Origin of the sequence: Polyangium fumosum, assembly GCF_005144585.1 — a bacterium.
GTDB classification, from domain to species: domain Bacteria; phylum Myxococcota_A; class Polyangia; order Polyangiales; family Polyangiaceae; genus Polyangium; species Polyangium fumosum.
In genome coordinates this window covers 1-25,015 of the sequence record NZ_SSMQ01000093.1, presented here as the reverse complement: position 1 = coordinate 25,015, position 25,015 = coordinate 1, and the positions used below count along the sequence as shown (strand labels likewise).

Sequence of the window (25,015 nt, the reverse complement as noted above, 5' to 3'; positions counted from 1 at the left end):
ACCCGGCATGCTCTCAACTCCCTTCCTTCACGGCCGTCATGCCGAGCGAGACAGCTCCCGTACGATACCGCTGACGATGTGGTGCGCGAGCGAGTCGACGTCGCTCTGCTCCCGCGGCGAAGCTCGCAGGTCGAGCCGCAGAGCGCCGGGGTTCTCGACGGCAGCATTCGGAATGTCGGCCGCTGCGAGCCCCTCGGATACCTTCATGGCGAGGCGCCGCCCCTCGTCCTCGGTCAGGCCCGAGAGCTTCAAGACGAGCCGGTCGATGTGGACCTCCTGCATCGTGACATCTCCTCAGCGGCCTTTCGGGGCCGCTTCCATGCATCATCCTTGCCGCAGGCCGATCGTCGTCGTGAGGCCGCGTGAGAGCAGCGTCGGCGCTACATTCGTGGTCTCCGACGCCGCGCGCCGCTCCTCCCGGCGATTCGGGGACGGGGCCGCGGGCGGCGGCGGGGGGGGCGCGACATGCACCTCGATGGTGCCGATATGAATCGATCGTCCGCTCGTGGCCTTCGGCAACGCCGGCCGGGGGAGCGGCTCGCCCGGCGGGCGCGTGAGGACCTGCGCACGGGCGCGGGGCGGCGCGTCGGGCACGCGCGAGGCCCCAGGAGGCTCGGCCCGGGGCTCGGGCGACGCCATGGGCACGGAGGATTGCGCCGCGGTCGAAGGAGGGAACGGGCGCGGGCCGTGCGCCTCCGGCGCGGGCTGCGAAACCCATTGCATTGCAGCATGCAATGCTGCGCCGACAGCAGCCATGGGATTGGCGGCGGCGGGGGTGCGGGGCTGCGGCCGCGTGGCAGGCCCCGGCACCTCCGGCGGCGCGGGCGCGGCCGCGGGCGGCGGTGTGCTCGTGTCGCGGGGCTCCCCCTCGGGCGGGGCGCCGCGGAGCTTCGGCGCCGGCGATCGCAATGCAGGTGCCGGCCGTGATGGCGCCACGACGGATTCGCCGACCGTGATGCCAGGCTCGGGGGCTGCAGGCCGCGGCCTCGGAATGGATGCATCGAGAACCCCGGGCCATGGGGATTCCATGGGCACCGTGTCATGCGGCGACGGCGAAACATCCTGCGCATCCGCGGCAGCCGGTGCGATTGCGCGGGGCGGCTGAGGTCGCCGGACCTCCGGCTCCGCCGAGGCCACAGGCATACGCTCGGCGCCTCGCGCGGGCGGGAAGCGCCGAGGCGGCATGAGCGAAGGGGCGTCCGCGCGCGCGCGACGGGCAATGGCGCCGAGATAGGAACCCTTGGCCATCTATCCTGCGCTCCTTTCCGCGTGGATGAGCTCGGCATAACGGGTTCGTCGGAGCCTGGGCAAGGCGAGGATGTCCTGCTCGGACCACTTGTAATGGCCCGCGAGCAGGTGGACCTCCTCGTACAGGGAGGTGGCCTGCGCGCGGAGCTCGAGGAGCACGTAACGCTGCGGGTCGAAGGGAATGCGCACCGTCGCGGCGCACACGGGGCAGGTGCCATCGAGCTCGCCGTAGAGGCTGGGGGCGAGCGCCTCCATGGCAGCTTCGACGCGCCGTCGTACACGCGCCGGAGCATCTGCGGGCCGGATGCAGCGCTCGGCGAGCAAGCGGACCCCCTCGGGCTCGTCTGCAATGGCGAGCTGATCGGCGCCCGAGGGGGGGCGGAAGGATACGTCAGGGTTCGTCATCCGAAACCAGCCCGGCTCGTGGTCGCGCTCGATCCCCCGCGGCTTGCGAGGCTGGTGGTGGGCGAGGTAATCGGTGACGCGGAATGCGATGTCGATGCGCTCGCCGCACCCCTCCGCCGGGCATTGGATATCCGTGCGCACAAGATCTCCAATCACCATTTGCCGGATGCGGAGCAGGGTGGCGTCGAGATCCGTGAGGGGCAGCGCCTCCCAGGCGATCGCCTCGCCCTGCGCAGATCGTGCGAGGGCGGAGGCGAGCGCGAGCGCGAGCCCCACGTCGCAGTCGGAGGCCTCGGCGAGGAGCATGTCCTCGGCACCTCCGGGCTGGCGCAGCGTGACGCGGAGCTCGCTGACGGGAAGGCGGAAGCCGATCAACTCAGATCTCCTTTGGCTCGGTCAGGCTCAGGTCATGCTCCCAGCCGTGGTGCTCGAGCTTGATGGTCTCGATGGCCACCGCATTGCCACCCGCGTCGAGCTCGGGCATGGCTTGGTATTCCGATACCCAGCAGTCGTGGAGGACGTAGCGGTGCACCGGCTGGCCGGCCTCGTTGAGGAGCTCGATGCGCACCTCCCTGCGGAGCTTGTCGAGCGACTGCGAGGGCGCGCCCTTGTCGAGGACCTGCGCGGCGTTGGCCCATTCCTCGAAATCCTTGTCGTGCGTGATGCCGCGCTCCAGCGTGACGGGCTCGTACTTGGTGCGGCCGAGGCCCTTCAGGATGAGGGCGCTCCCGCCCTCCTTGTATTCGATGACGTCGGAGGAGCGCTTGAGACCGCCCACCTTGCTGACGCCGGCGACGGGCGCGGTCGACTCGCCCAGGTAGACGAGAAACCGGTACGCTTTGTAGGGATCGTACCGGCGGGTGTTGATCGCGAAAGGCTTGCCCATGGGTTCTCCTACGCCTGCGCCTGGCCGGCGAGCTGCGAGATCTTGACGATGACGAACTCCGCCGGCTTGAGGGGCCGGAAGCCGACGATGAGGTTGACCCTCCCGAGGTCGATATCCGCCTGCGTGGTGGTGGAGGAATCGCACTGAACGAGGAACGCCTCGCTCGGCTTGGTCCCCTGGAAGGCGCCCTGCCGGAAGAGCGAGAGCATGAAGGCCTCGACGCTGGTGCGCAGGGCGGTCCAGAGCGGGACGTCATTGGGCTCGAAGATCGCCCATCCGAGGTTCCGGTAGAGGGTCTGCTCGATGAAGAGCGCCATGCGCCGGACCGATACGTACTTCCACTGCTGGAACGACAGGTTGTTCGCGACGAGCGTGCGCGCGCCGAAGACGACCGAGCCGACCCCAGGGAAGGTGCGGATGGCATTGAGCGAGTGGTCGTTCAAGACACCGGCCTGCTTGTCGGTCATGCGCCCGTCGTCGACGACGCCGCTCACGTTGCGCAGGGTGGTCTCGAGCCCGGCGGGAGCCTTCCAGACGCCGCGGTTCGTGTCGGTGCGCGCGAAGACGCCGGCGACGGTGCCGCTCGGGGGAATGAAAATGGTGCTGCCGGTGAGGGGATCGAGCGAGTTGAGGTAGGGGAAATACATCGCGCCGTTCGTGCTCTTGGGAATGACGTCGAGCACGGTCGGATCGTCCACGATGTCCTTGACCTTGTAGTTCGACGGCGCATCCACGATCAGGAATGCCTGCTTGCGCTCGCAGAACGTGAGCGCATGGCTCAGGATGGTTTGATGGGCCACGCCGGGGATCACCATCAGGTTGAAGATGTCGACCTTGTCGAGCAACTGTCCATCGCCGAAGACCGGCAGGAAATCACCGTCCGAGAACGTCGTCGCGCTCGGATTGGGCACGACCGCGTATTGGAACAGCACCGGCGTCGACGTCGACACATACGTCCCGTAAGCCGCTGCCTCGACGAGCTCCACCAACGAGGAGCCGGCGAGCCGCACTTCGATGCTGTTCACCGCATCGCCAGCTTTCTTGACGAGCTTGACCCCACGGAACACCTCCACGCGGCTCCCGTACGAGATCGTGATGTCGGCGACGTTCTCCACGGCATCGAGATTGCTGACCGACGCCGTCATCGGCGACGAGGCATCCGTGGGCTCGAGGGCCCGGAGGACGGCAGTCGTGCCGATGCTCGCCTGCGCCTTCGGGAAGGGGGTGACGGACTCGGGCGCCGGCGGATGGAGCTGGGGCTTCAGACCGATGACATAGGCATCGGAGCCGCCGTTCAGGAAAAATTGCTGGACGGCGTACGGGACGCTGTTGTCCAGGTACACGTTCCGGTAAAGACCTCCGAACTCGCGCTCGTAATCGGCGAAGCTGAAGATTCGGACTGGCTTGTCGAATTGCTTCGTCTTGAACGGGTGCGTGTAGCCAATGAAGACCGTGATCGAGGTGGGAGCAGCCGCGATGGTGCGCGAGGTGCTCGGCAACTCTTCGATGTAGATACCAGGGTAACTCGTGGTGACCGGCATGACGGGACCCTCGACTTCTGGATGCGGTAGGGGTTCAGGCCTATTGCGTGATGGGGCTCGCCGAAGCCTTGGTCGCGTCGGTGCCGCCCGTCAGGTTGAACGTGCTGGTCTGCGGGATGCCGAGCGAGCCGCCGACGGGCGCCGCGACCGAGACCACGTAGCCGAATGCGTCGTTGATCGTGGTCAAGATGCCCACGGTGGTCGGATTGAGCGCGGTCAACTTGACGTTCCAGACGGCCTTGAGCGAGAAGGTGCCGTCGGCGCTCACGACATTCTCGATAACGATGTCGATGTCGTTCCCACGCGAGCCGGGCTTCCGCGCCACAAGCTGGAAGGCGGCGACATCCTCGCCGTACTTGCGGATCTGCGTGCCGCTCGTGGCGGCGGCCGGGACAGGGGTGGCATTCGTCCCGCCGGCCAGGGAAGCCCCCGCCAGCGCGGCCGGGAGAACGAGCGGCAAATCGGCGTCACGAAAGCGGACGAGCCCCGGCTTGGAGCCCGGCCGCGTCTCGGTCCCGAGCTCATCGAGGAGCGTCTCGCGCAAGACGTTCGTATACGTCATCGTTGCCGTGACCTCGAGGTCGAACGTCTCCTCCGCGGCGGTCACCTTGATCTGGATCTGATTGCCCCACGCCCCGGGATCCGCTGCGCGAATCACCATTGCCAGGCTTGGAGCGGGCGCCTTTCCCGGCCTGATATAGCCGGTTTCGTACAGATGATTGAGCCAATTCAACGCTGCCGAATAAGGTGAATCGGGCGTGACGAATTGGATCTGACCATTCGTGTCGAACCCGAATGCAGTCACGGGAATGAGCAATTGTTGCCCTCCCGTCGTAAGAAAGCTAATCGGACCATACGCAACGGCGGTCGTTAGCGACATGAGACCCTCCTTGAATGGAAGGGAAGGCCACCAGGGGGGGCGACCACCGGGCCGTAGCACTCCCTTCTTCCGTCTCGGACGGGGTGTAGACTACAACATATCAACCCATCAATGCAACCCCATTTTTGGTGAATTTAACGTGCGTACCCAAAAATACTTTGCACAGTCCGTGGGGTGATGTGCGCTTCACTCGTGCGTTGGCTGGGCTCATCAATGAGGAGAGCGGTCTCCGCGGCAGCGTACGGAGGGCGGCTCATGCATTCGAGAACCTCGTCACGCGGCGCATTCTTCCTTGCCGTTGCGATTTTGCTGCTGGGTTCGTTCCTCAGGGGTTGCGGAGCGGATCTTGCGTCGCAGGGCGTCATGGGACGACCGGCGAGGGCGTCCTCGAAAGGAGCGCGAACGTGTATTCGCGGGCTGGCGGCACCGCCTTCTGGGCGACCGTGGAGGGAGGCTATCTATTATATAAGGAGTGGCTGCTGCTTGGAGGCTGGCACGGCCTTTGACGACCGCGTGGCGGCGATGGGGGCGTAGAGAAGGAGGAAGGCTCCCGCAGCAGGGGGACGCGGCCTCCGTGGTCGACGAAGCACGAATCCCACGCCTGCACGTGACGGCGCCGGAGACGTATGCGGTGCGCGGCAGGGCGGTCACCGTGTGGTTCGAGTTGTTGCTATCGCGTGTGACGATAGGTTTCCTCTCCCATCGTCGCACGTGCGCGGCGCGGTTCATGCGAATGGGAGCTGCCCATTTCGCCCGTCGTGCGGTATCCTTGGAGCAAGCGCCACTGGAGGCCACAGCATGTCCACCTTCGAGCGAAAATCGCGAGCAGCCATCCCTTCCCCGGTGCAAAAAACGGATGTCTCGCGGCGACAGGCGCCTGCTTCGGGGCGGGGCGTGCCCGAGCTGTCGAGCGAAATGCCCACCATGGCCCAGCCCTGGACGCCTGTGGCATGGAGGCTCTCTCCCTCTTGGCAAGTCTATCCCAGCCGCAAGGCATCCCCTGCGAACGCTTCGAGCAGCTCCGCACATGCGCGCGGAGTCGATGGGGTGAGCTCCACGGCGGAAGAGTCCGATCCGGCTACGGATTCGGCGCTGAATGCGGCCATGCCGCGCGAGATCCAGACACTCGCGTCGGCATTCGGGATCGAGCCGGGGGGCGTGAAGGTGCGGGCGGATGGCGAGGCCCAGCGGCAGCTCGAATCGCGCGGGGCCCGAGGGCTCGTGGACAGCGGCGTCGTGTATCTGCATCCCACGAAGGTCGACCCGCGAACGGATACGGGGCGATACGTCCTCGCGCACGAGCTCGCCCATCTGGCACAGGCGCGAAACGCCGCGCCCGTGGGCGGAGCGGGCCCACGGGCGCGGCTGGCTGCCGAAGCCGAGGCTGCGCAACTCGGCCAGGCACACGCGCGAGGCGCGGCTGTGAGTCGCCCCTTGGCCCCGCTCGGGCCGGGGCCCGCGGCGGACAACGACGCCGTGACGGGAGACGTGGAGGATCTTCTCGCCGAGCCGATGCTCACCTCGATGAAGGTGCGGATCGAGGGACTTTACTTCACGCCGGAGCCGGGCTCGCGATGGCTCGCCGGTCCCAACAAGCAGCTCCAGATGACGGCTGCCGCGTTATGGCATCTCGTCGGCAAGAAGCGCTACAGCCCCCGCCTCGCCGTCGAGGCGTACCAGGCGTTGCGGCAGGAGGGCTTCTCGGTCGTGGGCATGCAGGCAGAGACGCCGGTGGCGCAGCTTGCTCCCCCTTTCGCTCTCTACAAGTCGATCCCGCAAAAATTGGTCAAATGGCTCCTCGCCCGAGGCATCGAGCTCGCCCTCGAGGAGGAGCGGGTCGCCTACATCCTGGCCGTCGACGACGCGCGGGGAGCCTGGGAGAAGCTCCGGTACGCGCTCGCCTTCCCGCCCTGGTACACGGAGTCGATCTTCCTCCGCGTGATTCTGAGCCATCGGGGGCTCTTGAGGGATTTCATCGACGCCCGGAAGCCCGGACTGGTGAACCAGAAGAGACTGGCGGGCCGGATGAGCCGAACGCAGGATGCGATTCGTGACACCCTGCTGTTGCCCGCGTACGCCGTCGACGGCATTCGCCAGGACCCGGGCCTGGTGGACGAGCCCGCGTACCGCGCGTTGTGGCGAATGCCCCCTGTCCGCCCCCTGGCTTCCGGGGTGTACGAGCCCGCGCCCGCGAACAGCGTGCCGGACGAGTACCTCGCGGCCGAGCTCCTCCTGGACATCGAGAGGGCGCCGAAGCTCGCCGTGGAGGCGCTCGACGTGGACAACCACGAGGTCCGCAAGAAGCTGCTTCTGGATTTCGCTCTGCGGATGAAGGTGCGGCTCGTCGACGCGGAGGGCGAGGATCACCTGCTCGACGGGCCCGTGAAGGCGACGATGCCGCCGTTGCCCTCCAGCCTGATGAGTTATCCCGCGCTCGATCAGCAGTTCTTTGACCTGCCGGAGGGCTCGGACGCCACCTTCTTCATGCAGCTTCACATCAGCAGCCTGATGGAATCGGCGACCACGTTCTTCAACTATGAGTGGCAGCTCCTCGAGGTCCCCGAGAACGACATCAAGAAGCTCGCGCAAACGGCGCTCGATCTCGAGGCCAAAGGGGAGGCGCCCGGCATGGGCGCGGTGCTCTGGCAGCGGCTCGGGCGCGACATGGACGACAACGCGGTCGATATCCAGCGCGCGCTCCAGGCGCTCATCTTCGATATCGGTGTCCCGGGCATCGGCGCCGCTACCCTGGTCTCCCTCAACGCGATCCTGCGGCCGATCGGGACGTTCGTGCGAGCGGGCATCCAGACCCTGGCCGAGCCGTCGTATGCGCACGCCCTGCCCTTCAAGAAGAGCGGCCTCTACATCGTCCGCTGCATCGCGTCGCCGATGGCCGTTGAGGGTCGTGTCATCGAGCGCGCCCCGAGCGTCGCGTGGATGCCGGTATGGGTGCGACCGTCCGCGGAGATGTCCAAGCTGCGGGTCGATGCCGATGTGCGGGCGATGTTCGAGGAGGAAGGCCGCTTCCAGGACCTCCACAAGGAGCTCTTCAGCAACGACAAATCGATGGCCCCCGAAACCAGGATGGCGCTGCTCAGCGAGTTCGAGGACATTCGCCAGACGCTCCATGGCGACGCGTTGCCCGTGCTGTTCCGCGAGCGCGCGATGCTGGATCGCCGCCTCACCGAGCTCCAGAGCCGGAAGACCGATGAAACGAGCGCGACCGATTCGAAGCCGGACGCGCCCGCGCCGGATTCGAAGGAAATCGAGGCGCTGACCCAGCGTATCGCCGACATCGACGAGATCCTCATGTTGCGCCAGGCGCGGCTCCTCGGCCTCGAGAGCGAAAACGAAGGCGCGTCCCTGGAGCCGCCCGTGCGCCTCACGGCGGCGCTCGTGGGGCGCAACGGCGTCACGCACCGCCTCCTCCTCGAGGCCGTGGAGCGCCCCGCGGACGGGGACCAACTCGTCTATGCCGTGCTCGACTCCACCACCAAGAAAAGCAGCTTCGCGGTGGGCGCCCCCAGGGAGAACCGCGAGGACGCCATCGTCGACGCGGCGACGAAGCTGCTCGAGAGCGACCACGGGTATGGCCGTGGATCCTGTACGCTCTACATCCCTCCGTACATGGCAGGGGAGTTCGGCGGGGCCGGAACGACGCGGACGATTCGCATCGAGAAGGACCTGTCCGCGCTGACGTTGGAGAGCATCGAGAACATCACGCTGGCGATCTCCGTGGCCACGGTGGCCGCCGCGCCGTTCCTCGCGCCCGGCGTGATGCTCTCCATCATGATACCGGTCGGCGTCGTCGGCGCCATTCCCTCGGCCTATCGACTGGCCGACCGCGCTGCCCTGGGGACGCTGCGCGCGAACGATCTCAGCATGTGGATGGACGTGATCAACGTCCTCAGCGCCCCGGTCGGCGCCGTGCGGGCGGCGGCCAGCCTCAAGCTGATCCCGGTTTCCGCAGGTGGCCAGCTCGGCTTGATGATCTTCGGCTTCGGCCTCGACGGGCTGAGCGTCGCCGTGGCCGGTGCCGATCTCTATGCGCAGATCAAGACGATCTCCGAAGATGAATTGCTGCCCGACAGCATTCGTCGGGCGCAGATCATGGAGCTCCTCGGCTCTCATTTGCTGAATCTCGGGATTGCCGCCGGGCACCACCTCGTGATGGAGGGGAAAAACGCTAAGGCGCGCGGCGGCGAACAAGCGCCGCACGTCCCGGGGCGTCGCGCCGATCCGACGGTGCATTCCCTGTTGAAGATGGCCACGGGAAGGGAGATCCCTGTCTATCGGTCGGAATCGGTGGGGCCGCTGGACGCCATGGCCGTCCCCGAGTTCGACGCCTACGGGTTGATCAGGGACATTTACGTGGTTGCCGGCGTCCGTGCCGACACGAAGATGATCGTCGGCCACGCCGTCGCGGCGAAGATGTTGCTCCGTTACATGGGCCTGTCGGGCCGGGTCCGTCATGCGATCAATCGAGCCGGAGCGTTGCTCTCGGGCAAGCCCGACCCCAAGGATCCGGGCAGCCAGCCCTGGCGCTCGCAGGCCTTTTATTCGGCGATGGAGCTCGCAAAGCTCGCGCATCTCATCCAGTCGTACAGCCACGAGATACGCGGGAACGAGTCGACCGGAAAGAAGTTCGACGCCGCTCAGGAAGAGAAGCACAACAAGCTCCTCGAGGACCTACGCGCGCAGGTGCGTGAGCACGAGGAGAAGCTCACGAACTTCGAGGCAGGTCCGGACTTCGTCGCGGCGAAGTTCGATGGGTCCGAGATCAAGAAGACGCCCCTCACGGAGTACACGCCCGCACCCGAGGGCCACTTCTACACGCAGGATCCGAACGACAAGGGAGCGTACCAGCTCTACATCAAGCCGGGCAGCACACCGGAGAACCCGATGATGGTCGACCCATCGGGCAAGAGGGACCCGACATCAGGGAAGATAAACCTCGTCCCCCGGGAAACCTCGCCGACATCCAGGCGAAAACACTTTCGGCATTGGAATTCCGATCAACTGAATCGCCAGGCGGTGAAAGACGGTTATCCTCCGCCTCTGCCGGGCGAACAGTACGTCGTAGATACCAATGGCCAGTGGAAACTGAAGGCGCCTGACAACGTTCCGTTTCTGACACCGGACAAGAGTCCCGTCATGGGCAGTGAGGCCAATCGTATTCTAGCCACCCTCATGCCATCGCAATGGGAGACGGCGTACGACGGGTTTCGCAGACAGATTCGCGCGAGAAGCCCACTAGGAGAGAAATGGAACGCACACAAGAATCGAGCGGTTCCCGTCCTCTCGAAGGGCCAGCAAATCGGAACGGCAACTGTGTATACTGGCGAAGCTGGACCGGCACTCGTGCTCTACGACGAGCGGATCTTCACCGGCTCCAAATTGGAGAATACCGACACCACGGTGTTCACGGGGTACCCTGGCACGGATCCGGAGACCGGCATGGGTGTTCGCATCATCACGTCGATCGACTACGAGGGCCTCCTCGCACGCAACGTCGAAAGACCGACGGTCCACGGGAAGACACGGATAAAGTAGTCGTATCCACGCGACGGCAATCGCGGTGGGGGGGGGGCTCCGCGATTGGAATCATCGAAACGCCTTACAAGTATGTTTCCCTGCCCTCACGCAAAGCTTCGAGCACATCACTGGCCATGTAGTCATTTTGCGTCGTGACGAGCTCTTCCAGGACCGCGTGTCCCTGCGCATCTCCGACCCGCGCAAGGGCACAGGCGGCCACCAGGCGAGAGGAGGGATGATGAAGTTCTTGCCGTCGCCTCTCGCCCCAGGCCGCAAGCGCAGGCTGGCCAGCTCCACCGATGCGCGTGAGCGCCAGCGCGGCAACATCGCTCACGTGCAAACCCCAATACATGCCCGCGATGAGCTCGTCGTCGTCCAGGGCCTCGATCAGCGCGTCGACGGACGCAGGGGACGCCGTGCGGCACAAGGCCACCGCGGCCGTGTAGCGCGTCATAGGCTTTCCCGAGAGCAGCAGCGAGCAAGTATGTTCGACGTCGGCCGGCTCCAGGTGCGGGCTCAGGACGCGCGCGGCGCACGCACGGAGCCGTGCCTTGTAGCTGCTGTCTCGCACGACCGCGCGCACCAGCGCGAGACCTGATTCTCCACGCGACAGGAGACCGCGGCAAAACTCCATCATGCCCAGGGTGTTCTCGGTCAAGATCGGATCCGCGCGGAGGGCCTGCACGCAAGCCGCGAGATCAGCGGTGACAGGATCTATCATGCGCAACGTTTATCACGTTGGCGCCGTGGCCTCCACCCGCAGCTTCATGGAGCGCCCTGCAACGCCGTGCAGGGAACGTTGAAGTCACCACCGCGGCGTGAACGAGCGGCCGTGCGACCCCGCCGCTGAGCTGCGGCTCGATCCCGATGCTTATTTCGTCACCTCCCGCGAGGACGACTGCACGATCGTGAAGGTCTTGGGGAGCCCGTCGGCGCGGTGGGGCGCCATCGAGCTACGAACGGCCGAGGTCCGCGTCGACGACCGGGTCAACATCATCCAGCACCCGGGCGGCGATCAGAAGCAGCTCTCGTTTTTCCACAACCACGTGGTCCACGTGGGCCATGGGCGCGTGCAATACCTGACGGATACGCTCCCCGGCTCCTCCGGAGCACCCGTGTTCGACAAGGACTGGCGGCTCGTGGCGCTGCACCACAGCGGAGGCTGGATCACCGAGCCGGGCTCGGGAGACCGGTTTTTCCGTAATGAGGGGATTCACGTCGATCGGATCATCGATGTGTTCCGTCAGGCACGCTGAGCATCCATCGGTTCGTTTGTCGTCTCCCGGCTCGTCCCGCCTCAGGTTTGTCGCCGAGCTTGCCTCCCACCTGGCAACCGCGGTAGCGTGCGCGTCATGCGTCAGACGTTGCGTGTGGGGCTCGTGCTCGTGGCAGGGTTTGCGGCGGCGGCCAGCATGGTTGTTGCGTGCAGCTTCGGACCGGCCAATATCGGAGACGATTGCGGACCGGCGGTCACGGACGAGTGCTGTCCGTGCCCTGTTCCGGAAGCTTGTCCGGACGGCCCTCCGCCGCTGCCACCCCAGTGCTTGCCGGACGCGGGCGCGGATGGCGGCGAGGGCGGCGACGGCGGCGCAGGCGGGACGGCCTCGCTCTGCGCAGGTGGTACCTGCGTCTCCCCTGCCCCGGATGCGTGGGCACACATCGCGTTCGTGTCGTCGTGGCCCGAGGAACCCCCGCCCTGCTCCGGAGATGCTCCGATCCTCGCGTTCGAAGGCATCCCCGCGCCGCCTGCGCCCTCGTGTGGTGCATGCGCGTGCGACGCGCCCGAGGGGACGTGCAAGCTGCCAGAGACGTGGACTGTGGACTCGCACGCATGCCCGGGTGGTGGTGTCAAGACAAACTTCGATCCGCTGACAAACTGGGACGGGACCTGCAATCAGGACAAGTCGATCCCGGCAAGCCTCCTCTGCGGCGGTGTGCCGTGCGTCCGCTCGATCACGGTCTCGCCTCCGGTCATCGAAGAGGAACCCTGCACGCCGCACCTCGTAAGCGATCCTGTTCCTCCGCCTGCCCATGCGTGGGCTGGCGGGCCGACCACCCCGATCGGCCGCGCCTGCACCAGCGGCAAGCCAGCGCCGACGTGCGTGGACCAGCCCGGCAAGGTGTGCGTGCCCGGCGCACCAAGCTCCTCCTCGTGCATCATGCGCGCCGGCGAGCACACCTGCCCCGAGGGCTGGGGCGGCGAGCGGCACGTCCTCTACGCGCATGTCGACGACAGCCGGGCTTGCTCGGCCTGCACGTGTGATGCGCCGAGTGGTGGCTCGTGCAAGGTGAAGTACCGGATCTTCAGCGGGCCGATGTGCACGGTCGAGGAGTCGGCCGAGAACGTCTCCACCGGCATGATCGCCCCTTGCCGCGACTTCATGCCGGGCACGGCGCTCGCGGGCAAGATCGCCGAGGTCCTCGAGTACACGAAGGGCACGTGCACGCCGAGCGGCGGCGAGGTGGAAGGAGAGCTCGTCCTCGCGGAGGCCGTGACCGTGTGCTGTTACGCGCCCGTCAGCTAAAGGGCTAGAACGACCAGAGCAGCGACGTGGTCACGTTCGCGGCGAGCGGGATCGGCTCCCAGAGAGGCCACGTTCGGCCGTGGATGTCGCGGTTCGCGATGTTGAACACGGCATCGAGGTCCGTGCGTAGCAGCAACGAGCCGACCATGACCTGCTCGAAACCGGCTCGTAGGCCCACGCCAAAGAGCGGTAGCGTCGTCGCTTGGGAGAATGCCCGGTCGATCCCCACCGACCGCTGCACCCCACCCATCACGATGCCGCACAGCCGAAGCGACGACGGCGCGTAACACCCCGCGAGGGTGCCGAAGCCCGTCTGCACGTCGACCGCCGTGGGCCCGTTTTGTGGATTCGCCGTCATCCACGCTTGCCCTGCCACGTCGAGCTCGAGCACCAGGCTCGGGCGAACGTGCCAGCCCACGATCACACGCGGAGCGAAAAACGCCTCCGGGGCGAAGGAGAGGAAGGCGCCGAGCCCGACGCCCACGAACCCGCGCCGCGCCGCGGGGGGCTTGGGGGGCTCCGCGGGGGGGGGCGGCGGGCAAGGCTCGCTGGGCGGAGCCGGACGTGACGCCGGCGGCGGAGCTGCGGGAGGCGGCGGTGGGGGCGTCGGCTCCTTCGGAGCGCCCTCCTCCGCCTCCATCTCGATGGCCGCGACCAGCGCGACCTTGTGCAGCACCTTGAAGCACTCCATCGAGCCTGGGTACGTGAGACGCACCGTCTCGAGCACCTGCCCCCCGGGCTCCCGGAAGACGACCTTCACTCCATACGCTCCCCCAGAAGGCCGCTCGATGTGCACCTCGAGCACCCGCGATGCTGGAGGGTCGAGCAGCGGTTGCGAGAGCGCGAGGTCGAGCTCCTCGAAAAAACCTTCCGGGTCGTTGCAGGCCGGCAGGTGCTTCGGCGCGACGAGCTCGACGCGGTAGTGGGGTGGCTCGGCGCGCGCATCGAGCGGCGCCGCGAGTGCCATCGTCACGCCGATGACAGCCTGCAGGGCTCGCAGGCCGACCTTGCCGCCTGCTTCAGGGGTTCGCATCACCAGACTCCAGGCCCCGGTCGAAAATCTTCGGGGTCATGTCGATTTGCTGCACGGAAACGTTCGAAAACGGCTCCTCACGGAGCAGGGGCGAAAGACGAACCGGAGCGGGACGCGGGGACGAACCGGAGAGGGTGTACCGTGAACGGGCGAAAAACCAAAGAAGTCGACGATTTACCCGGGTACCTGCCCTGGATGGTCGAACGCGCGCGAAAGTTCGTCCCCGACGCGGATGCGGAAGACGTGGCGATCCAGGCGTTGCGGGATGCGTACGACGTCACGCGGACGAGGCCACCTGCGGAGGAGGTCGACCGCGTCAAAGCATGGTTGTTTCGGCTGGTGCACCTGCGCGCGAAAGCACACTGGAAGCAGCAAAAGAGGCGGGCGCTGGAGACGTTATGGGACAACCCCGACGACATCGATGCGGTCGCCGCGCCCATCCATGACGTGGTGGATGTGGCCGAGCGCGAGTGGTTCCGGCTGGGATTGGAGGGTCTGTCCCCGGAGCGGCGGGAGCTCGTGCTTTCGTGTTGCGTCGAGGGCGTGACCGTCCGGGAGCTCTCGTCCGAGCAGGGCGTCAATGAGAATACGCTTTCCTCGTGGCTGCAGCGGGCGCGCGAGGAGCTGCGGATGCGGCTGCAGGACTTGCTCGACGATTCCAAGCGGCGGCTGGGCATGCTGCTGCCGTTTGGATGCTTCGGTTTGGGTTCTGCGGACGAGGAGATGCCGGCGCGGGAGGGATGGGATTGTGGGATCCTCCGCGCGTGTGCTCGGATTCTGGAGCCTGCGATTCGGTTTGCCGTGAGCGTGGCGGTGGGCGCCTTCGTGGTTGGGTTTTCCCCGTCCGGGCCGTGCGCTGGAAGGGTCGAACCGGGAGCAAGCGAGCGCGAGGCGCGTGCCGGGTGGCATGACACGGTGGTTGTTTCCCGGTCTGCCAGATCGGGAGGTGCTGCTCCGTCGACGACGCTCCCTCCCGCCAATGCCCCGCCGAAGCTACACGTCGTCGAGGAAGGAAACTTCTCGTTGCTGGTCCACGCCAAGGCGGCCTTGAACCGGGGGGACGCGCGGCGCGCGCTCGCGCTCCTGGATGAATACGAGTCCAAGATGACGGATTCGACGCATGTCAAGCAACGGCGGACGCTTCGCGCGGCGGCCATGAGCATGCTGGCCGAAGCGCGCTGACAGCGTTGCAAGAGGGAAGCTTTGGGGGGGAGGTGCGGAGGTGGTCATGAAGGCGGCCAAAGGTGGGAAAATGGCGAGAGGGAGCGGCAAACCCGTTGCGAAGCAGGAGGGAGAGGCTCCGGAGGAGCTTCCGACCGAGCTCGCACTCGGGAGTGATGGTCGGCTGTACGTGAACGCGGAGGGGGTGGATCCCGAGAAGATCAAGGGGCGAACGCGGTTCGTCGGGTTCGCGATGACGGACGAGGAGGCCGCGGCCGCGGTCGGGTTGATTCATCAGACCGCATTCAACGTGACGGTGGCGGCGGTCCCGCTCTGGAAGAAGCAGCAGCGGCGTTGACGGCACGGGCTCCCCGGGGCAGAGGGTCGGGGCCGCTTCGGTGCAGAGCATGCTACGAAGAGCAACCCGAATGACCGACCTCCGCGGCAAAACCCTCGCCGGCACCTTCTTCCACGCGCCCGTGCTCGGCGGCATCGAGGTGCTGGACGACGCCCTCGTCGAAATCGACGAAGCAGGCCGGATCACCACCGTGACCCGATCGAGCGACCCCCACCACGAAGGCGCCCGGATCGCCGCATCGAGGGCCGGCGCCCTGGTGACACTTCCCGCGGGCTCGTACGTGATCCCCGGCTTCGTCGACCTCCACATCCACGCCCCGCAATACCCGCAGCTCGGCAAGGCGCTCCACGTGCCGCTGGAAATCTGGCTGCGCCACACCTTCCCGCTGGAAGCCCGCTACGCCGACGTGGCCTTCGCGCAAAAGGTCTACAAAACCCTCGTCGCCGACCTCCTCGCGAGTGGCACCACGACGGCCCTCTACTTTGCCACGATCCACCAGGAAGCGACCCGCCTCCTCGTCGACACCTGCCTGGAACAGGGCCAGCGCGCCCTCGTCGGCAAGGTCGCGATGGATAACCCGCAGGAATGCCCGGACTTCTACCGCGACGCCTCGACCGAGGCCGGCCTTGAAGGCACCCGAGCGCTCCTCGACTACGTCCGCGCCCATCCGGCGAATGAAGGCGGCCTCGTCCACCCCGTCGTGACGCCGCGATTCCTACCTTCCTGCACCGACGCGATGCTCGAAGGCCTCGGCGCCATCGTCAAGGAACACGGCTGCCACGTCCAAACCCATTGCTCCGAGAGCGACTGGGAGCACGGCTATGTCCTCGCCCGCCACGGGGTGACGGACGCCGAATGCCTCGATCGTTTCGGCCTCCTCACGCGACGCTCGATCCTCGCCCATGCGAACCTGATCACGGCCTCCGACATGGCCCGCATCGCCGCCCGCGGATCGGGCGTCGCGCACTGTCCCCTGTCGAACGCCTATTTCTCGAATGCGGTCTTCCCCCTCCGTGCAGCGCTTGCCAAGGGCGTCCGCGTCGGCCTGGGCACCGACATTTCCGGCGGCCCGAGCGCCTCCATGCTCGACGCCTGCCGTTTGGCCGTTGCTGCCTCGCGTATGCTGGAGAGCGGGGTCGACCCGGCGCTGCCGCCGGAGACACGCGGCCGGCCCTCCTCCCGCATCGACATCCGCGACGCGTTCCATCTCGCGACCGCCGGGGGCGCCGACGCGCTGGATCTCCCGGTCGGCCGCTTCGAGCCCGGCTGCCACTTCGACGCTGTCCGTGTCGACACCACGGCGCCAAACGGCACGATCCGGCTCTTCGACGAGCTTGATGCGCCCGAGGATGTGCTCGCGAAGATCGTTTACACGGCCTCCCGCGCGAATCTCGCCGAGGTATGGGTCGCTGGAAGACGGGTCGGCGGGGCGGGCTGACGCGGCGATTTCGAACGCCACGCCTGGGCCGGAGGCGCAAGGTCGCTCGCCCGGTTTCCTCCGCATCCCATCACGCCTCTTCCTGTTACACTCCCGCCGCCCGAGGCCGCCGCCGGCGCTCGGGCACCACCGGGAGACACGCGTGGCTGCCAGGAGAACGCTCAAAACACCCGAAAACGCTGCTGCTGCGCAGCCCTTTGGCTTCCACCCCGTGCCCACGGAGCCGACCGTCCCCTCGGTCCTCGCCGTCATCTCCACGGGGCGCCTCCTCGACCTCTGCCGGCTGCTCGGCTGCGAGGTCCGTGATGTCGCCCCCGGCAGGGACCGCCTCCTCGCCAAGCTCGCGAGCCACCTTGGCGGCCGTCTCCCAGCCCTTCTCCGCGAGCTCGGGCGAGACGAGCTTCGCGCCGTCTGCCGACGCCACGGCCTCGATCCCTCCGCGAGGGCCCGCAACGACCTCCAGGCGCTCGTGCTCGAGGCCGCGGGGCTCGACCCGCGGGCGGCCACGGTGCGGCCTCCCGCCGCGAACGCGGACGGCCTGCCCGCCAAGGGCCAGATCGTGCATGCCCGGCATCGCCAGTGGCTCGTGGAAGACGTTTCCTCGGGCGAAGGCAACGAGTCGCCGCTCGTGCGGCTCGTCTGCCTCGACGACGACGATCCCGGCCGTCCTATCGACGTGCTTTGGGACCTCGAACTCGGCGCACGTATCGTCGCGCCCGAGACCCACGGCCTCGGCGAAGTCTCGAGGCTCGATCCCCCAGCCCACTTCGGCGCCTATCTGCACGCCCTCAAGTGGAGCGCGGTGAGCGCGGCGGACGCGACGCGCTTCCAGGCCCCTTTCCGCGCCGGCATCAAGCTCATGGCGCACCAGCTCACGCCGCTCATGAAGGCGCTCGAGCTTCCCCGCGCGAACCTGTTCATCGCCGACGACGTCGGGCTCGGCAAGACCATCGAGGCGGGCCTCGTGCTCCAGGAGCTCATCCTCCGGCAGCAGGCGAGCTTCGTCCTCGTCGTCTGTCCCGCCTCCGTTTGCCTCCAGTGGCAGGGCGAGATGCAGCGCCGCTTCGGCCTTCGTTTCGAGGTGATGACCCGGCAGTTCGTCGGCTATCGGCGCCAGGAGCGCGGATTCGGCACCAACCCCTGGAGCACGCAGAGCCGCTTCATCGTCTCGCACGCGCTCTTGCGCCGGCCCGAGTACCGCGATCCCCTGCTTCACCACCTCGGCGAGCGGGCGCGCAAAGGCCTGCTCATCCTCGACGAGGCGCACGCCGCGGCGCCCGCCTCCGCGAGCAAGTACGCCACCGACACCGACATCACGCGGACGATCCGCGACCTCGCCCCCCGCTTCGACAATCGCCTCTTCCTCAGCGCCACACCCCACAACGGCCACTCGAACAGCTTCAGCGCGCTCCTCGAGATCCTCGATCCGGTGCGCTTCACGCGTGGTGTCCCGGTCGAAGGCAAGAAGGACCTCGATCCCATCATGGTGCGCAGGCTCAAGCGCGACCTGCGCCAGCTCGGCGTCGAGCGTTTCCCGCGCCGCCGGCTCGTGCAGCTCGCCCTCTCGCATCACGTCGACGATTGGGGCTCCGGGTCGCCTGGCGGCGCCCTGCGCCCCAAACCCCAGGGCGGCGTCTTTCGCCTCGCGCAGAAGACCTACGACGCGGAGACCGGGGAGGAAGGCAAGGTGGTGGCGAGCGAGCTCGGTTCTGGGCAGCCCATCGAGCTTTTGCTGGGCGAGAAGCTCCAGCGCTACACCGAGCTCTGCGCGCCGGCCTCGGGACAGGGACGGCTCCCGTTCATTCACATGCAGCAGCGGCTCCTGTCGAGCCCCGAGGCGTTCGCGCGTACGATCGAGGCGCATGCGCAGGGCCTCGCGAAGAAGGGCGGGCCGGTCGCGGCGCCCCAGCAATTGAAGCTCTCCGCGGCCAAGCCCAAGGCCTCGCTCGACGCCGAGGCGGACCCGGAGACCCACGGGCTCTCGGACGAGGCGCTCGCCGAGGAGAGCGAAGCGGCCGTGCGTCAGACGAGCGCGACGCTCCCCACGCCCACCGAGGAGGCCCGCGCGCTCCTCGCCGAGATGCGCGCGCTCGCCGAGAAAGCCCGCCGCGAGCCCGACGCCAAGACGCTCGCGCTGCTCGCCTGGATGCGCGAGCACCTCTGCCCCGCGCTCGGCCTCGGCGAGGACACGCGCGCGCGCCGCGCCTGGTCGCCGCGCCGCGTGCTCATCTTCACCGAGTACGCGGACACGAAACGTTACCTCGTCGAGCTCCTCGCCGCGGCCGCCCTGCACACCCACGACGGTGAGAACCGCATCATGCAGTTCCATGGTGGCATGGGCGACGAGGCGCGCGACGAGGTGCAGCGCGCCTTCAACAGCGCGCCTGACGAGCACCCCGTGCGCATCCTCGTCGCCACCGACGCCGCCCGCGAGGGCGTCAACCTCCAGGCCCACTGCGCCGACCTCTTCCACATCGACATCCCCTGGAACCCGGCCCGCATGGAGCAGCGCAACGGCCGCATCGACCGCACGTTGCAACCTGCCCCGGAGGTCCGCTGCCATTACTTCGTTTACCCGCAGCGCACCGAGGATCAGGTGCTCGAGACCGCCGTACGCAAGATCGCGACCGTGCAGCGCGAGCTCGGCTCCCTCGGGGCCGTGCTGCTCGACCAGATCGAAGCGGCGCTCGAGAACGGCATCACGGGCAAGGCGCGCGCGGCCATCGAGAAGGTGGGCACCGGAGCGAAGACGGCCACCGTCGATGCCGAGCTCGAATCCCAACGCACCGACCTCGCAGCCCTCCGCGCCGAAATCGATCGTGCGGGTCGCCGCCTCGAAACCTCCCGGCGTACGCTCGAGGTCGAGCCCGACTCGTTGCGGGGCGTCGTCGAGATTGGCCTCGCGCTCGCGGGCGCGCCGCCCTTGAAGGACGCAGGCAAGACCAGCGACGGGCGTGCGACGCACGAGCTGCCGGCGCTCGACAGGTCCTGGGACGTCACGCTCGATACCCTCCGGCCCCCCCGCGGGCGCACCGAGGACTTCTGGGAGTGGCGCCAGAAACCCCCGCAGCCGGTGACCTTCCACCCGCTCGCGAGCCTCTCCGAAGGGGCCGAGCAGCTCCACCTCGCGCACCCGTTCGTCAAGCGCATCCTCGATCGTTTCCTCGCGCAAGGGTTTTCCGCGCACGATCTTTCCCGGGTGACTGCGGTCGTCGCTCCGGGCGAGAGCGTCGTCCGCGTGGTCGGGTATGGCCGCCTCACGCTCTTCGGCGCCGGGGCCGCGCGGCTCCACGACCAGCTCGTCCCGCTCGCGGCCGCGTGGTCCGGCGACGCCAGCACCATCAAGCCCTACAAGGATCGCGCGACGGCTGTGATGGCCATCGCCTCCACCGAAAAGCTCCTCGCGAGCGGCGGCCGCGCGCCCAATGCGACCCTCACCAAGCGCATCCGCGAGCATGCGGAAACCCTCTTCCGCGCCCTCTGGCCACACCTCGAAGCCGAGGCCGACGCCCTCGCCGTCGAGGCGCGGCAAGGCCTCGCCGAGCGCGCGCGCCGCGAGGCCAATGACCTGCGTGATCTGCTCCTCCGGCAGCGCACCTCCATCGACAAGGCCGAGGCCCGCCTCCGCCAGGCCGACCTCTTCGAGCTGCAGGACAAGGAGCAAAAACGCCAGGTCGACCTCGACCTCCGGCACCTCGACCGCCGCCGCGCCGCCGCCGCGAGCGAGCTCGAGACCGAGCCTCGGGCCATCGAGGCCCTCTACGAAGTGCGCATGTCCCGCCTCACGCCCGTGGGGCTCGTCGTTGCGTTTCCGGAGTCGATGACATGAAGGACCGCGACGTCCTCTTCCACAAGAAATGGCTCGGCCTCGCGCAGCCCATCGAGGGCCTCGTCTTCAGCGTCCCCGTGCTCGCGGACGCGCAGATCGCCCCCGAGGAGCGCGCGGAGCTCTCGATCGCCTTCGCGGCGCAGCTCGACCCGGAATCCCCCCGCATCCGGAGCCTCGAAGCGTTCTTCCGCGACTTCCTCGGCTACGCGCAGCCGGGGATGCTCGTGCCCCGCGCCGGGCTGCCGGAAACCCTCTCCTTTTATGCCGCCGAGGGCGGGCAGGAGATCCGCCCGAGCTTCGCCCTCGGGCGTGGGCCCTTCGTCGCCGCGGAGGACGACCCGTTCGCCGCGTTCGACGAATCTCCCCCTTCCCCGGCACAGGCGAACGCGCCCGCGACCCCCTATGGGGCCCTCTTGTGGGATCTCACCGAATCGGGCGCCGACATCGACCTCGACGAGCCCGAGGCCATCACGGGCCCGTGGCGGTATCCGCCGACCGCCAAGTTCGAGCGCCTCTTGCGGCACGTCGGCATCCCGATCGGCCTGCTCTTCAATGGCAAGCACCTGCGCCTCGTGTACGCGCCGATCGGCGAATCCACCGGGCACCTCACCTTCCGCGTCGAGCACCTCCGCGGCCCCGAAGGCCGCCCGCTCCTCACCGCGCTCGACCTCCTGCTCCAGGCGCGCCGTGCCTACAGCGCCTCGGCCGAGTTCACCCTCGAAGGCCTGCTCGCCGAGAGCCGGCGACGCCAGGCCGACGTCACCGAGGAGCTTGCAAAACAGGTCTTCGAGGCCGTCGAGATCCTCCTCGCCGGTTTTGAGGCCGCGTGCTCGCGTGACTGTATCGGGGATCGGGTCGATTGGCTCCGACCTGCCCTCGAAACCGAAGGTGATCACTTTTATCAGGGTGTCCTCTCCGTCGTGCTCCGGCTCGTCTTCCTGCTCTACGCGGAGGACCAGTCCCTCTTGCCCGTCGAGCATTCCACCTACGCCGAGCACCTGAGCCTCGCCGGCCTCTACGCCCGCCTCAGCCACGACGCGGGCGCGTTTCCCGAGAGCATGCACCACCGCTTCGGCGCGTACGGCCTGCTCCTCGCGCTCTTCCGCGCCGTCTTTTTTGGCGTGAAGCACGGCACGCTCGAGCTTCCCCCGCGCCGCGGGCGCCTCTTCGACCCGAACACGTACCCGTTCCTCGAAGGAGGCCTGCCCGGCTGGACTGCCGCGGTGACCGACCCCGCCGCGCGCGCCGAGGCCCGTCCGCCGAGCCTCGACGACGGCACGATTTACCGCGTCCTGCACCGCCTGATGGTCTTCGGCGGGCAGCGGCTCAGTTATCGCACGCTCGACGTCGTGCAGATTGGCAGCGTCTACGAATCGCTGATGGGCTTCCACGTGCTCCGGGTCGAGAGCCCCGCCGCGCGGCTCGGCAAACATGGCGTGTGGGTCGAGACCACGGCCCTGCGCGCGATGAGCCCGACGGACCGGGCGCGTTTCCTCAAGGAGACCTGCGGCCTCCATCCCGGGCCCGTGGGCGCCATCGAAAAGGCCGTCAAGGAAGCCGGCAAGGACGACCACGCGCTCGCCGAGGCGCTCTCCGCCCATTCCGCCGGCCGCCGCGACGACGTCCTTCGCCACCGCGCCGCCTCCGGCCGCCTCGTCCTCCAGCCCGGCGAGGAGCGGCGCCGCACCGGCACCCATTACACGCCGCCTTCGCTCACCGTGAAGGTCGTCCGCCGCACCCTCGAACCGCTGCTCGCGTGCCTCGGCGCCGAGCGCACGCCCGAGCAGATCCTTCAGCTCAAGATTTGCGATCCTGCGATGGGGTCGGGCGCGTTCCTCGTGGCGGCGTGTCATGAGCTCGCGAGCGAGATCGTGGCCGCGTGGACGCGGCAGGGCGAGCTCGCGCGGATGATCGAGTTGTTCGGGGATGCGCACCTGCATGCCCGGAGGCTTGTCGCGCAGCGGTGCCTGTATGGCGTCGACAAGAACCCGGCGGCCGTGGAGCTGGCGAAGCTTTCGCTCTGGCTCGTCACGATGAGCCGGACGCTGCCGTTCACGTTCGTCGATCATGCGTTGCGGCACGGCGACAGCCTCGTGGGGCTGGATTTCAAGCAGATCGAGGCGTTCCACTGGGCGCCGCCGGGGCAGGTGGAGATGGTGCGGTTGATCCTGCGGGATGCGCTCGATCAGGCGGTGGAGCTGAGGCAGCAGCTCCTCGCGCTTGCGGATCATGAGGATCCGGCGTCGCAGGCGGAGAAGCGGCGGCTGTTCGATTTCTCGCAGCAGGCGATCGAACGGGTGCGCATCGTGGCGGATGCGTGCGTGGGGGCGTTCTTTTCCGAGGAGAAAGACGCGGCGCGGGAGAAGGAGCGGAAGAGGCGGCTTGCGCTGGTGGAGGCGTGGGTCGGGAAGGAGAACGAGGACGCAGGGGGGGAGCTTGCGGCGCTCGCGGGGGAGGCGCGGGCGAAGCTTTCGCCGTTTCATTGGTGGATCGAGTTTCCGGAGGTGTTTTTCGAGGCGAGGCCGGATCCGCTGGATGGGGGACGGGTGACGGGGGCGGCGTTGATGGAGGCGGTGGTGGGGAATCCGCCGTTTGCTGGGAAGAACACGATAAGCGAGTCGAGCGGCGAGCGCATGCTCGATTGGCTCATGGCGCTCCACCCCGATGTCAAGGGACGTCCCAACACCGATCTCTGTGCCTATTTCTTCCGTCGCGCGGCTATATTGATAGGTGCCCACGGGACACTCGGGCTGGTCGCCACCAATACGATCGCCCAGGGGGACTCCCGGCTGATGGGCGTGAAGGCCCTCATGCAACGTGGAGCGATGATTTACGAAGCGCAGTCGAGCATGCCCTGGCCTGGTAAAGCTGCGGTTAGCGTTTCGCTCATCCATATGGCTTTCGGTCGTGTAGCCGGGATCGCCACGGCCCCAGTGCTCGACGGACATCCGGTTGCGTTCATTGACTCGAGGCTCACACCACGTCGCGAGCGCGACGAAGCGGTTGCCCTGGCCGCAAACGCGGATCTTGCGTTCATGGGTGGCAAGCTCGTCGGTGCCGGGCTCGCGGTAACGCTCGCGGAGTACGATGAACTCGTTCGCGCTGACCGGTCCAACAAAACTGTTCTTCGCCCCTACCTGGGCGGCGAGGAGGTTAACTCGAATTCAACCGGGGCGTTCGAGCGGTACATGATCGACTTCACGACGAAGACGCTCGAAGAGGCGCGCCAGTGGCCGTTATTAATGCGCATCATCGAAGAGAAGGTCCGCCCCGCACGAGAGCGTGACAAGCGAGGTACGTATAAAACGTATTGGTGGCGCCCGGGTGAGAACGCGGGCGCCCTTTATGCCGCACTCAAGGGGAAATCAATGTGCCTCGTGGCCGCTAACGTCACCAAGCACTTGATGTTCTCGTTTCGGCCGACGTCTTGGTTCTTCAGCCAAACCCTCTACGTTTTCCCCCTCGACATCGCCTCGGCCTTCGCCGTCCTCCAATCCCGCATCCACGAGCCCTGGGCACGCCTGCTCTCGTCGTCGCTCGAAGACCGACTCCGCTACTCCGGCTCCGACTGCTTCGAAACCTTCCCCTTCCCCCACCCCGACCCGCGCACCGTCCTGCCCGACCTCGAATCCATCGGCGAACGCCTCTACTCCGCCCGCGCCCGCTTCATGGTCGACACCAACCAGGGCCTCACCAAAACCTACAACGCCCTGAAGGACCCGGCCTGCGAGGACGGGCAAATCCTCGACCTCCGCCGCCTCCACGAGGACATGGACCGCGCCGTCCTCGCTGCCTACGGCTGGAGCGATATCCCCGTCCCGCCCTTCTGCCCCCGCACGGCCGAGGACCGCGAGGCGATCCAGGCCTTCGAGGACGAGGTCATCGATCGGCTGTACGTCCTCAACGCGGAGCGCGCGCGGGAGGAGCAGCGGCTCGGGCTCGCCGGGAAGAAGAAGGGGCGCGTGGTGCGCGAGGAGGCCGGCGCGGGGGACGAGGCCGAGGCCCCGGCGCCGAAGAAGGCGGGCAAGGGGAAGAAGGGGGCGCCCGGGAAGCAGGGGACGTTGTTCTAGTCCATCGAGCCGGGAAGGTTTCGCGGGGGTCGGGATCCCATCATTCGTCCTCGATGACGCGGATGGGGAGCCATTGGAACCCGGTGACGCCTGCGTCGCGGAAGAT

General features: G+C 67.5%; 16 protein-coding genes. 8 read left to right on the top strand and 8 right to left on the bottom strand.

The window, feature by feature from the left end; genetic code table 11:
* Positions 1-36 precede the first annotated feature (36 nt).
* The 6 genes from E8A74_RS46445 to E8A74_RS46415 all read right to left on the bottom strand — a co-directional run bounded on the left by E8A74_RS46445 (position 37) and on the right by E8A74_RS46415 (position 4,741).
* Positions 37-282 carry a hypothetical protein gene (locus E8A74_RS46445; RefSeq protein WP_136935608.1) on the bottom strand — a complete coding sequence of 82 codons (246 nt, stop codon included), beginning with the start codon at positions 280-282 and terminating at the stop codon, positions 37-39.
* 42 nt (positions 283-324) lie between these two features.
* Positions 325-1,029 (bottom strand): hypothetical protein, encoded by a 705-nt coding sequence (locus tag E8A74_RS46440; protein WP_136935607.1) that lies wholly within the window; start codon positions 1,027-1,029, stop codon positions 325-327.
* Between the two features lie 219 nt (positions 1,030-1,248).
* On the bottom strand, positions 1,249-2,028 hold the full coding sequence (locus tag E8A74_RS46435) for a hypothetical protein (RefSeq protein ID WP_170229894.1): 780 nt from the start codon (positions 2,026-2,028) through the stop codon (positions 1,249-1,251).
* Position 2,029: 1 nt separating this feature from the next.
* Positions 2,030-2,539, bottom strand: coding sequence for a phage tail protein (locus E8A74_RS46425; protein WP_136935605.1), 510 nt, complete (start codon positions 2,537-2,539; stop codon positions 2,030-2,032).
* Between the two features lie 8 nt (positions 2,540-2,547).
* Positions 2,548-4,080 carry a phage tail sheath family protein gene (locus E8A74_RS46420; RefSeq protein WP_136935604.1) on the bottom strand — a complete coding sequence of 511 codons (1,533 nt, stop codon included), beginning with the start codon at positions 4,078-4,080 and terminating at the stop codon, positions 2,548-2,550.
* A 40-nt stretch (positions 4,081-4,120) separates the two neighbouring features.
* On the bottom strand, positions 4,121-4,741 hold the full coding sequence (locus E8A74_RS46415) for a hypothetical protein (protein WP_136935603.1): 621 nt from the start codon (positions 4,739-4,741) through the stop codon (positions 4,121-4,123).
* A gap of 1,266 nt (positions 4,742-6,007) precedes the next feature.
* Between E8A74_RS46415 and E8A74_RS46410 the strand changes: the two genes are divergently transcribed.
* Entirely contained in the window at positions 6,008-10,513 is a 4,506-nt protein-coding gene (locus tag E8A74_RS46410) for an eCIS core domain-containing protein (RefSeq protein WP_170229893.1), read from the top strand.
* 64 nt (positions 10,514-10,577) lie between these two features.
* Here E8A74_RS46410 and E8A74_RS46405 read toward each other — a convergent pair whose 3' ends face one another.
* Entirely contained in the window at positions 10,578-11,153 is a 576-nt protein-coding gene (locus tag E8A74_RS46405; RefSeq protein WP_136935601.1) for a HEAT repeat domain-containing protein, read from the bottom strand.
* Between the two features lie 160 nt (positions 11,154-11,313).
* On the opposite strand from E8A74_RS46405, the gene E8A74_RS46400 reads away from it, so the two are divergent.
* Positions 11,314-11,751, top strand: a complete 438-nt coding sequence (locus tag E8A74_RS46400) for a trypsin-like serine peptidase (protein WP_136935600.1) — start codon at positions 11,314-11,316, stop codon at positions 11,749-11,751.
* Positions 11,752-11,847: 96 nt separating this feature from the next.
* Positions 11,848-13,020: a hypothetical protein gene (locus E8A74_RS46395; RefSeq protein ID WP_136935599.1), complete on the top strand. Its 1,173-nt coding sequence runs from the start codon at positions 11,848-11,850 to the stop codon at positions 13,018-13,020.
* Positions 13,021-13,024: 4 nt separating this feature from the next.
* Here the strand turns inward: E8A74_RS46395 and E8A74_RS46390 are convergent, their stop codons facing one another.
* Positions 13,025-14,053 carry a hypothetical protein gene (locus E8A74_RS46390; RefSeq protein ID WP_136935598.1) on the bottom strand — a complete coding sequence of 343 codons (1,029 nt, stop codon included), beginning with the start codon at positions 14,051-14,053 and terminating at the stop codon, positions 13,025-13,027.
* Positions 14,054-14,194: 141 nt separating this feature from the next.
* On the opposite strand from E8A74_RS46390, the gene E8A74_RS46385 reads away from it, so the two are divergent.
* The 5 genes from E8A74_RS46385 to E8A74_RS55765 all read left to right on the top strand — a co-directional run bounded on the left by E8A74_RS46385 (position 14,195) and on the right by E8A74_RS55765 (position 24,909).
* On the top strand, positions 14,195-15,235 hold the full coding sequence (locus E8A74_RS46385; protein ID WP_136935597.1) for an RNA polymerase sigma factor: 1,041 nt from the start codon (positions 14,195-14,197) through the stop codon (positions 15,233-15,235).
* Between the two features lie 46 nt (positions 15,236-15,281).
* Entirely contained in the window at positions 15,282-15,572 is a 291-nt protein-coding gene (locus E8A74_RS46380; protein ID WP_136935596.1) for a hypothetical protein, read from the top strand.
* Positions 15,573-15,642: 70 nt separating this feature from the next.
* Positions 15,643-17,010, top strand: a complete 1,368-nt coding sequence (guaD, locus tag E8A74_RS46375) for a guanine deaminase (protein WP_136935595.1) — start codon at positions 15,643-15,645, stop codon at positions 17,008-17,010.
* A gap of 142 nt (positions 17,011-17,152) precedes the next feature.
* Positions 17,153-20,839 carry a DISARM system SNF2-like helicase DrmD gene (drmD, locus tag E8A74_RS46370; protein ID WP_136935594.1) on the top strand — a complete coding sequence of 1,229 codons (3,687 nt, stop codon included), beginning with the start codon at positions 17,153-17,155 and terminating at the stop codon, positions 20,837-20,839.
* Positions 20,836-24,909 carry a DNA methyltransferase gene (locus tag E8A74_RS55765; RefSeq protein ID WP_136935593.1) on the top strand — a complete coding sequence of 1,358 codons (4,074 nt, stop codon included), beginning with the start codon at positions 20,836-20,838 and terminating at the stop codon, positions 24,907-24,909. The genes drmD and E8A74_RS55765 overlap by 4 nt, the downstream gene beginning before the upstream one ends.
* Positions 24,910-25,015: the final 106 nt, after the last annotated feature.

Bases quoted from the DNA above. Each gene is read 5' to 3' on its own strand.
- E8A74_RS46445 (WP_136935608.1), bottom strand. From the start codon at position 282: ATGCAGGAGGTCCACATCGACCGGCTCGTCTTGAAGCTCTCGGGCCTG.
- E8A74_RS46440 (WP_136935607.1), bottom strand. From the start codon at position 1,029: ATGGAATCCCCATGGCCCGGGGTTCTCGATGCATCCATTCCGAGGCCG.
- E8A74_RS46425 (WP_136935605.1), bottom strand. From the start codon at position 2,539: ATGGGCAAGCCTTTCGCGATCAACACCCGCCGGTACGATCCCTACAAA.
- E8A74_RS46420 (WP_136935604.1), bottom strand. From the start codon at position 4,080: ATGCCGGTCACCACGAGTTACCCTGGTATCTACATCGAAGAGTTGCCG.
- E8A74_RS46415 (WP_136935603.1), bottom strand. From the start codon at position 4,741: ATGGTGATTCGCGCAGCGGATCCCGGGGCGTGGGGCAATCAGATCCAG.
- E8A74_RS46395 (WP_136935599.1), top strand. From the start codon at position 11,848: ATGCGTCAGACGTTGCGTGTGGGGCTCGTGCTCGTGGCAGGGTTTGCG.
- E8A74_RS46390 (WP_136935598.1), bottom strand. From the start codon at position 14,053: ATGCGAACCCCTGAAGCAGGCGGCAAGGTCGGCCTGCGAGCCCTGCAG.
- E8A74_RS46380 (WP_136935596.1), top strand. From the start codon at position 15,282: ATGAAGGCGGCCAAAGGTGGGAAAATGGCGAGAGGGAGCGGCAAACCC.
- guaD (WP_136935595.1), top strand. From the start codon at position 15,643: ATGACCGACCTCCGCGGCAAAACCCTCGCCGGCACCTTCTTCCACGCG.
- E8A74_RS55765 (WP_136935593.1), top strand. From the start codon at position 20,836: ATGAAGGACCGCGACGTCCTCTTCCACAAGAAATGGCTCGGCCTCGCG.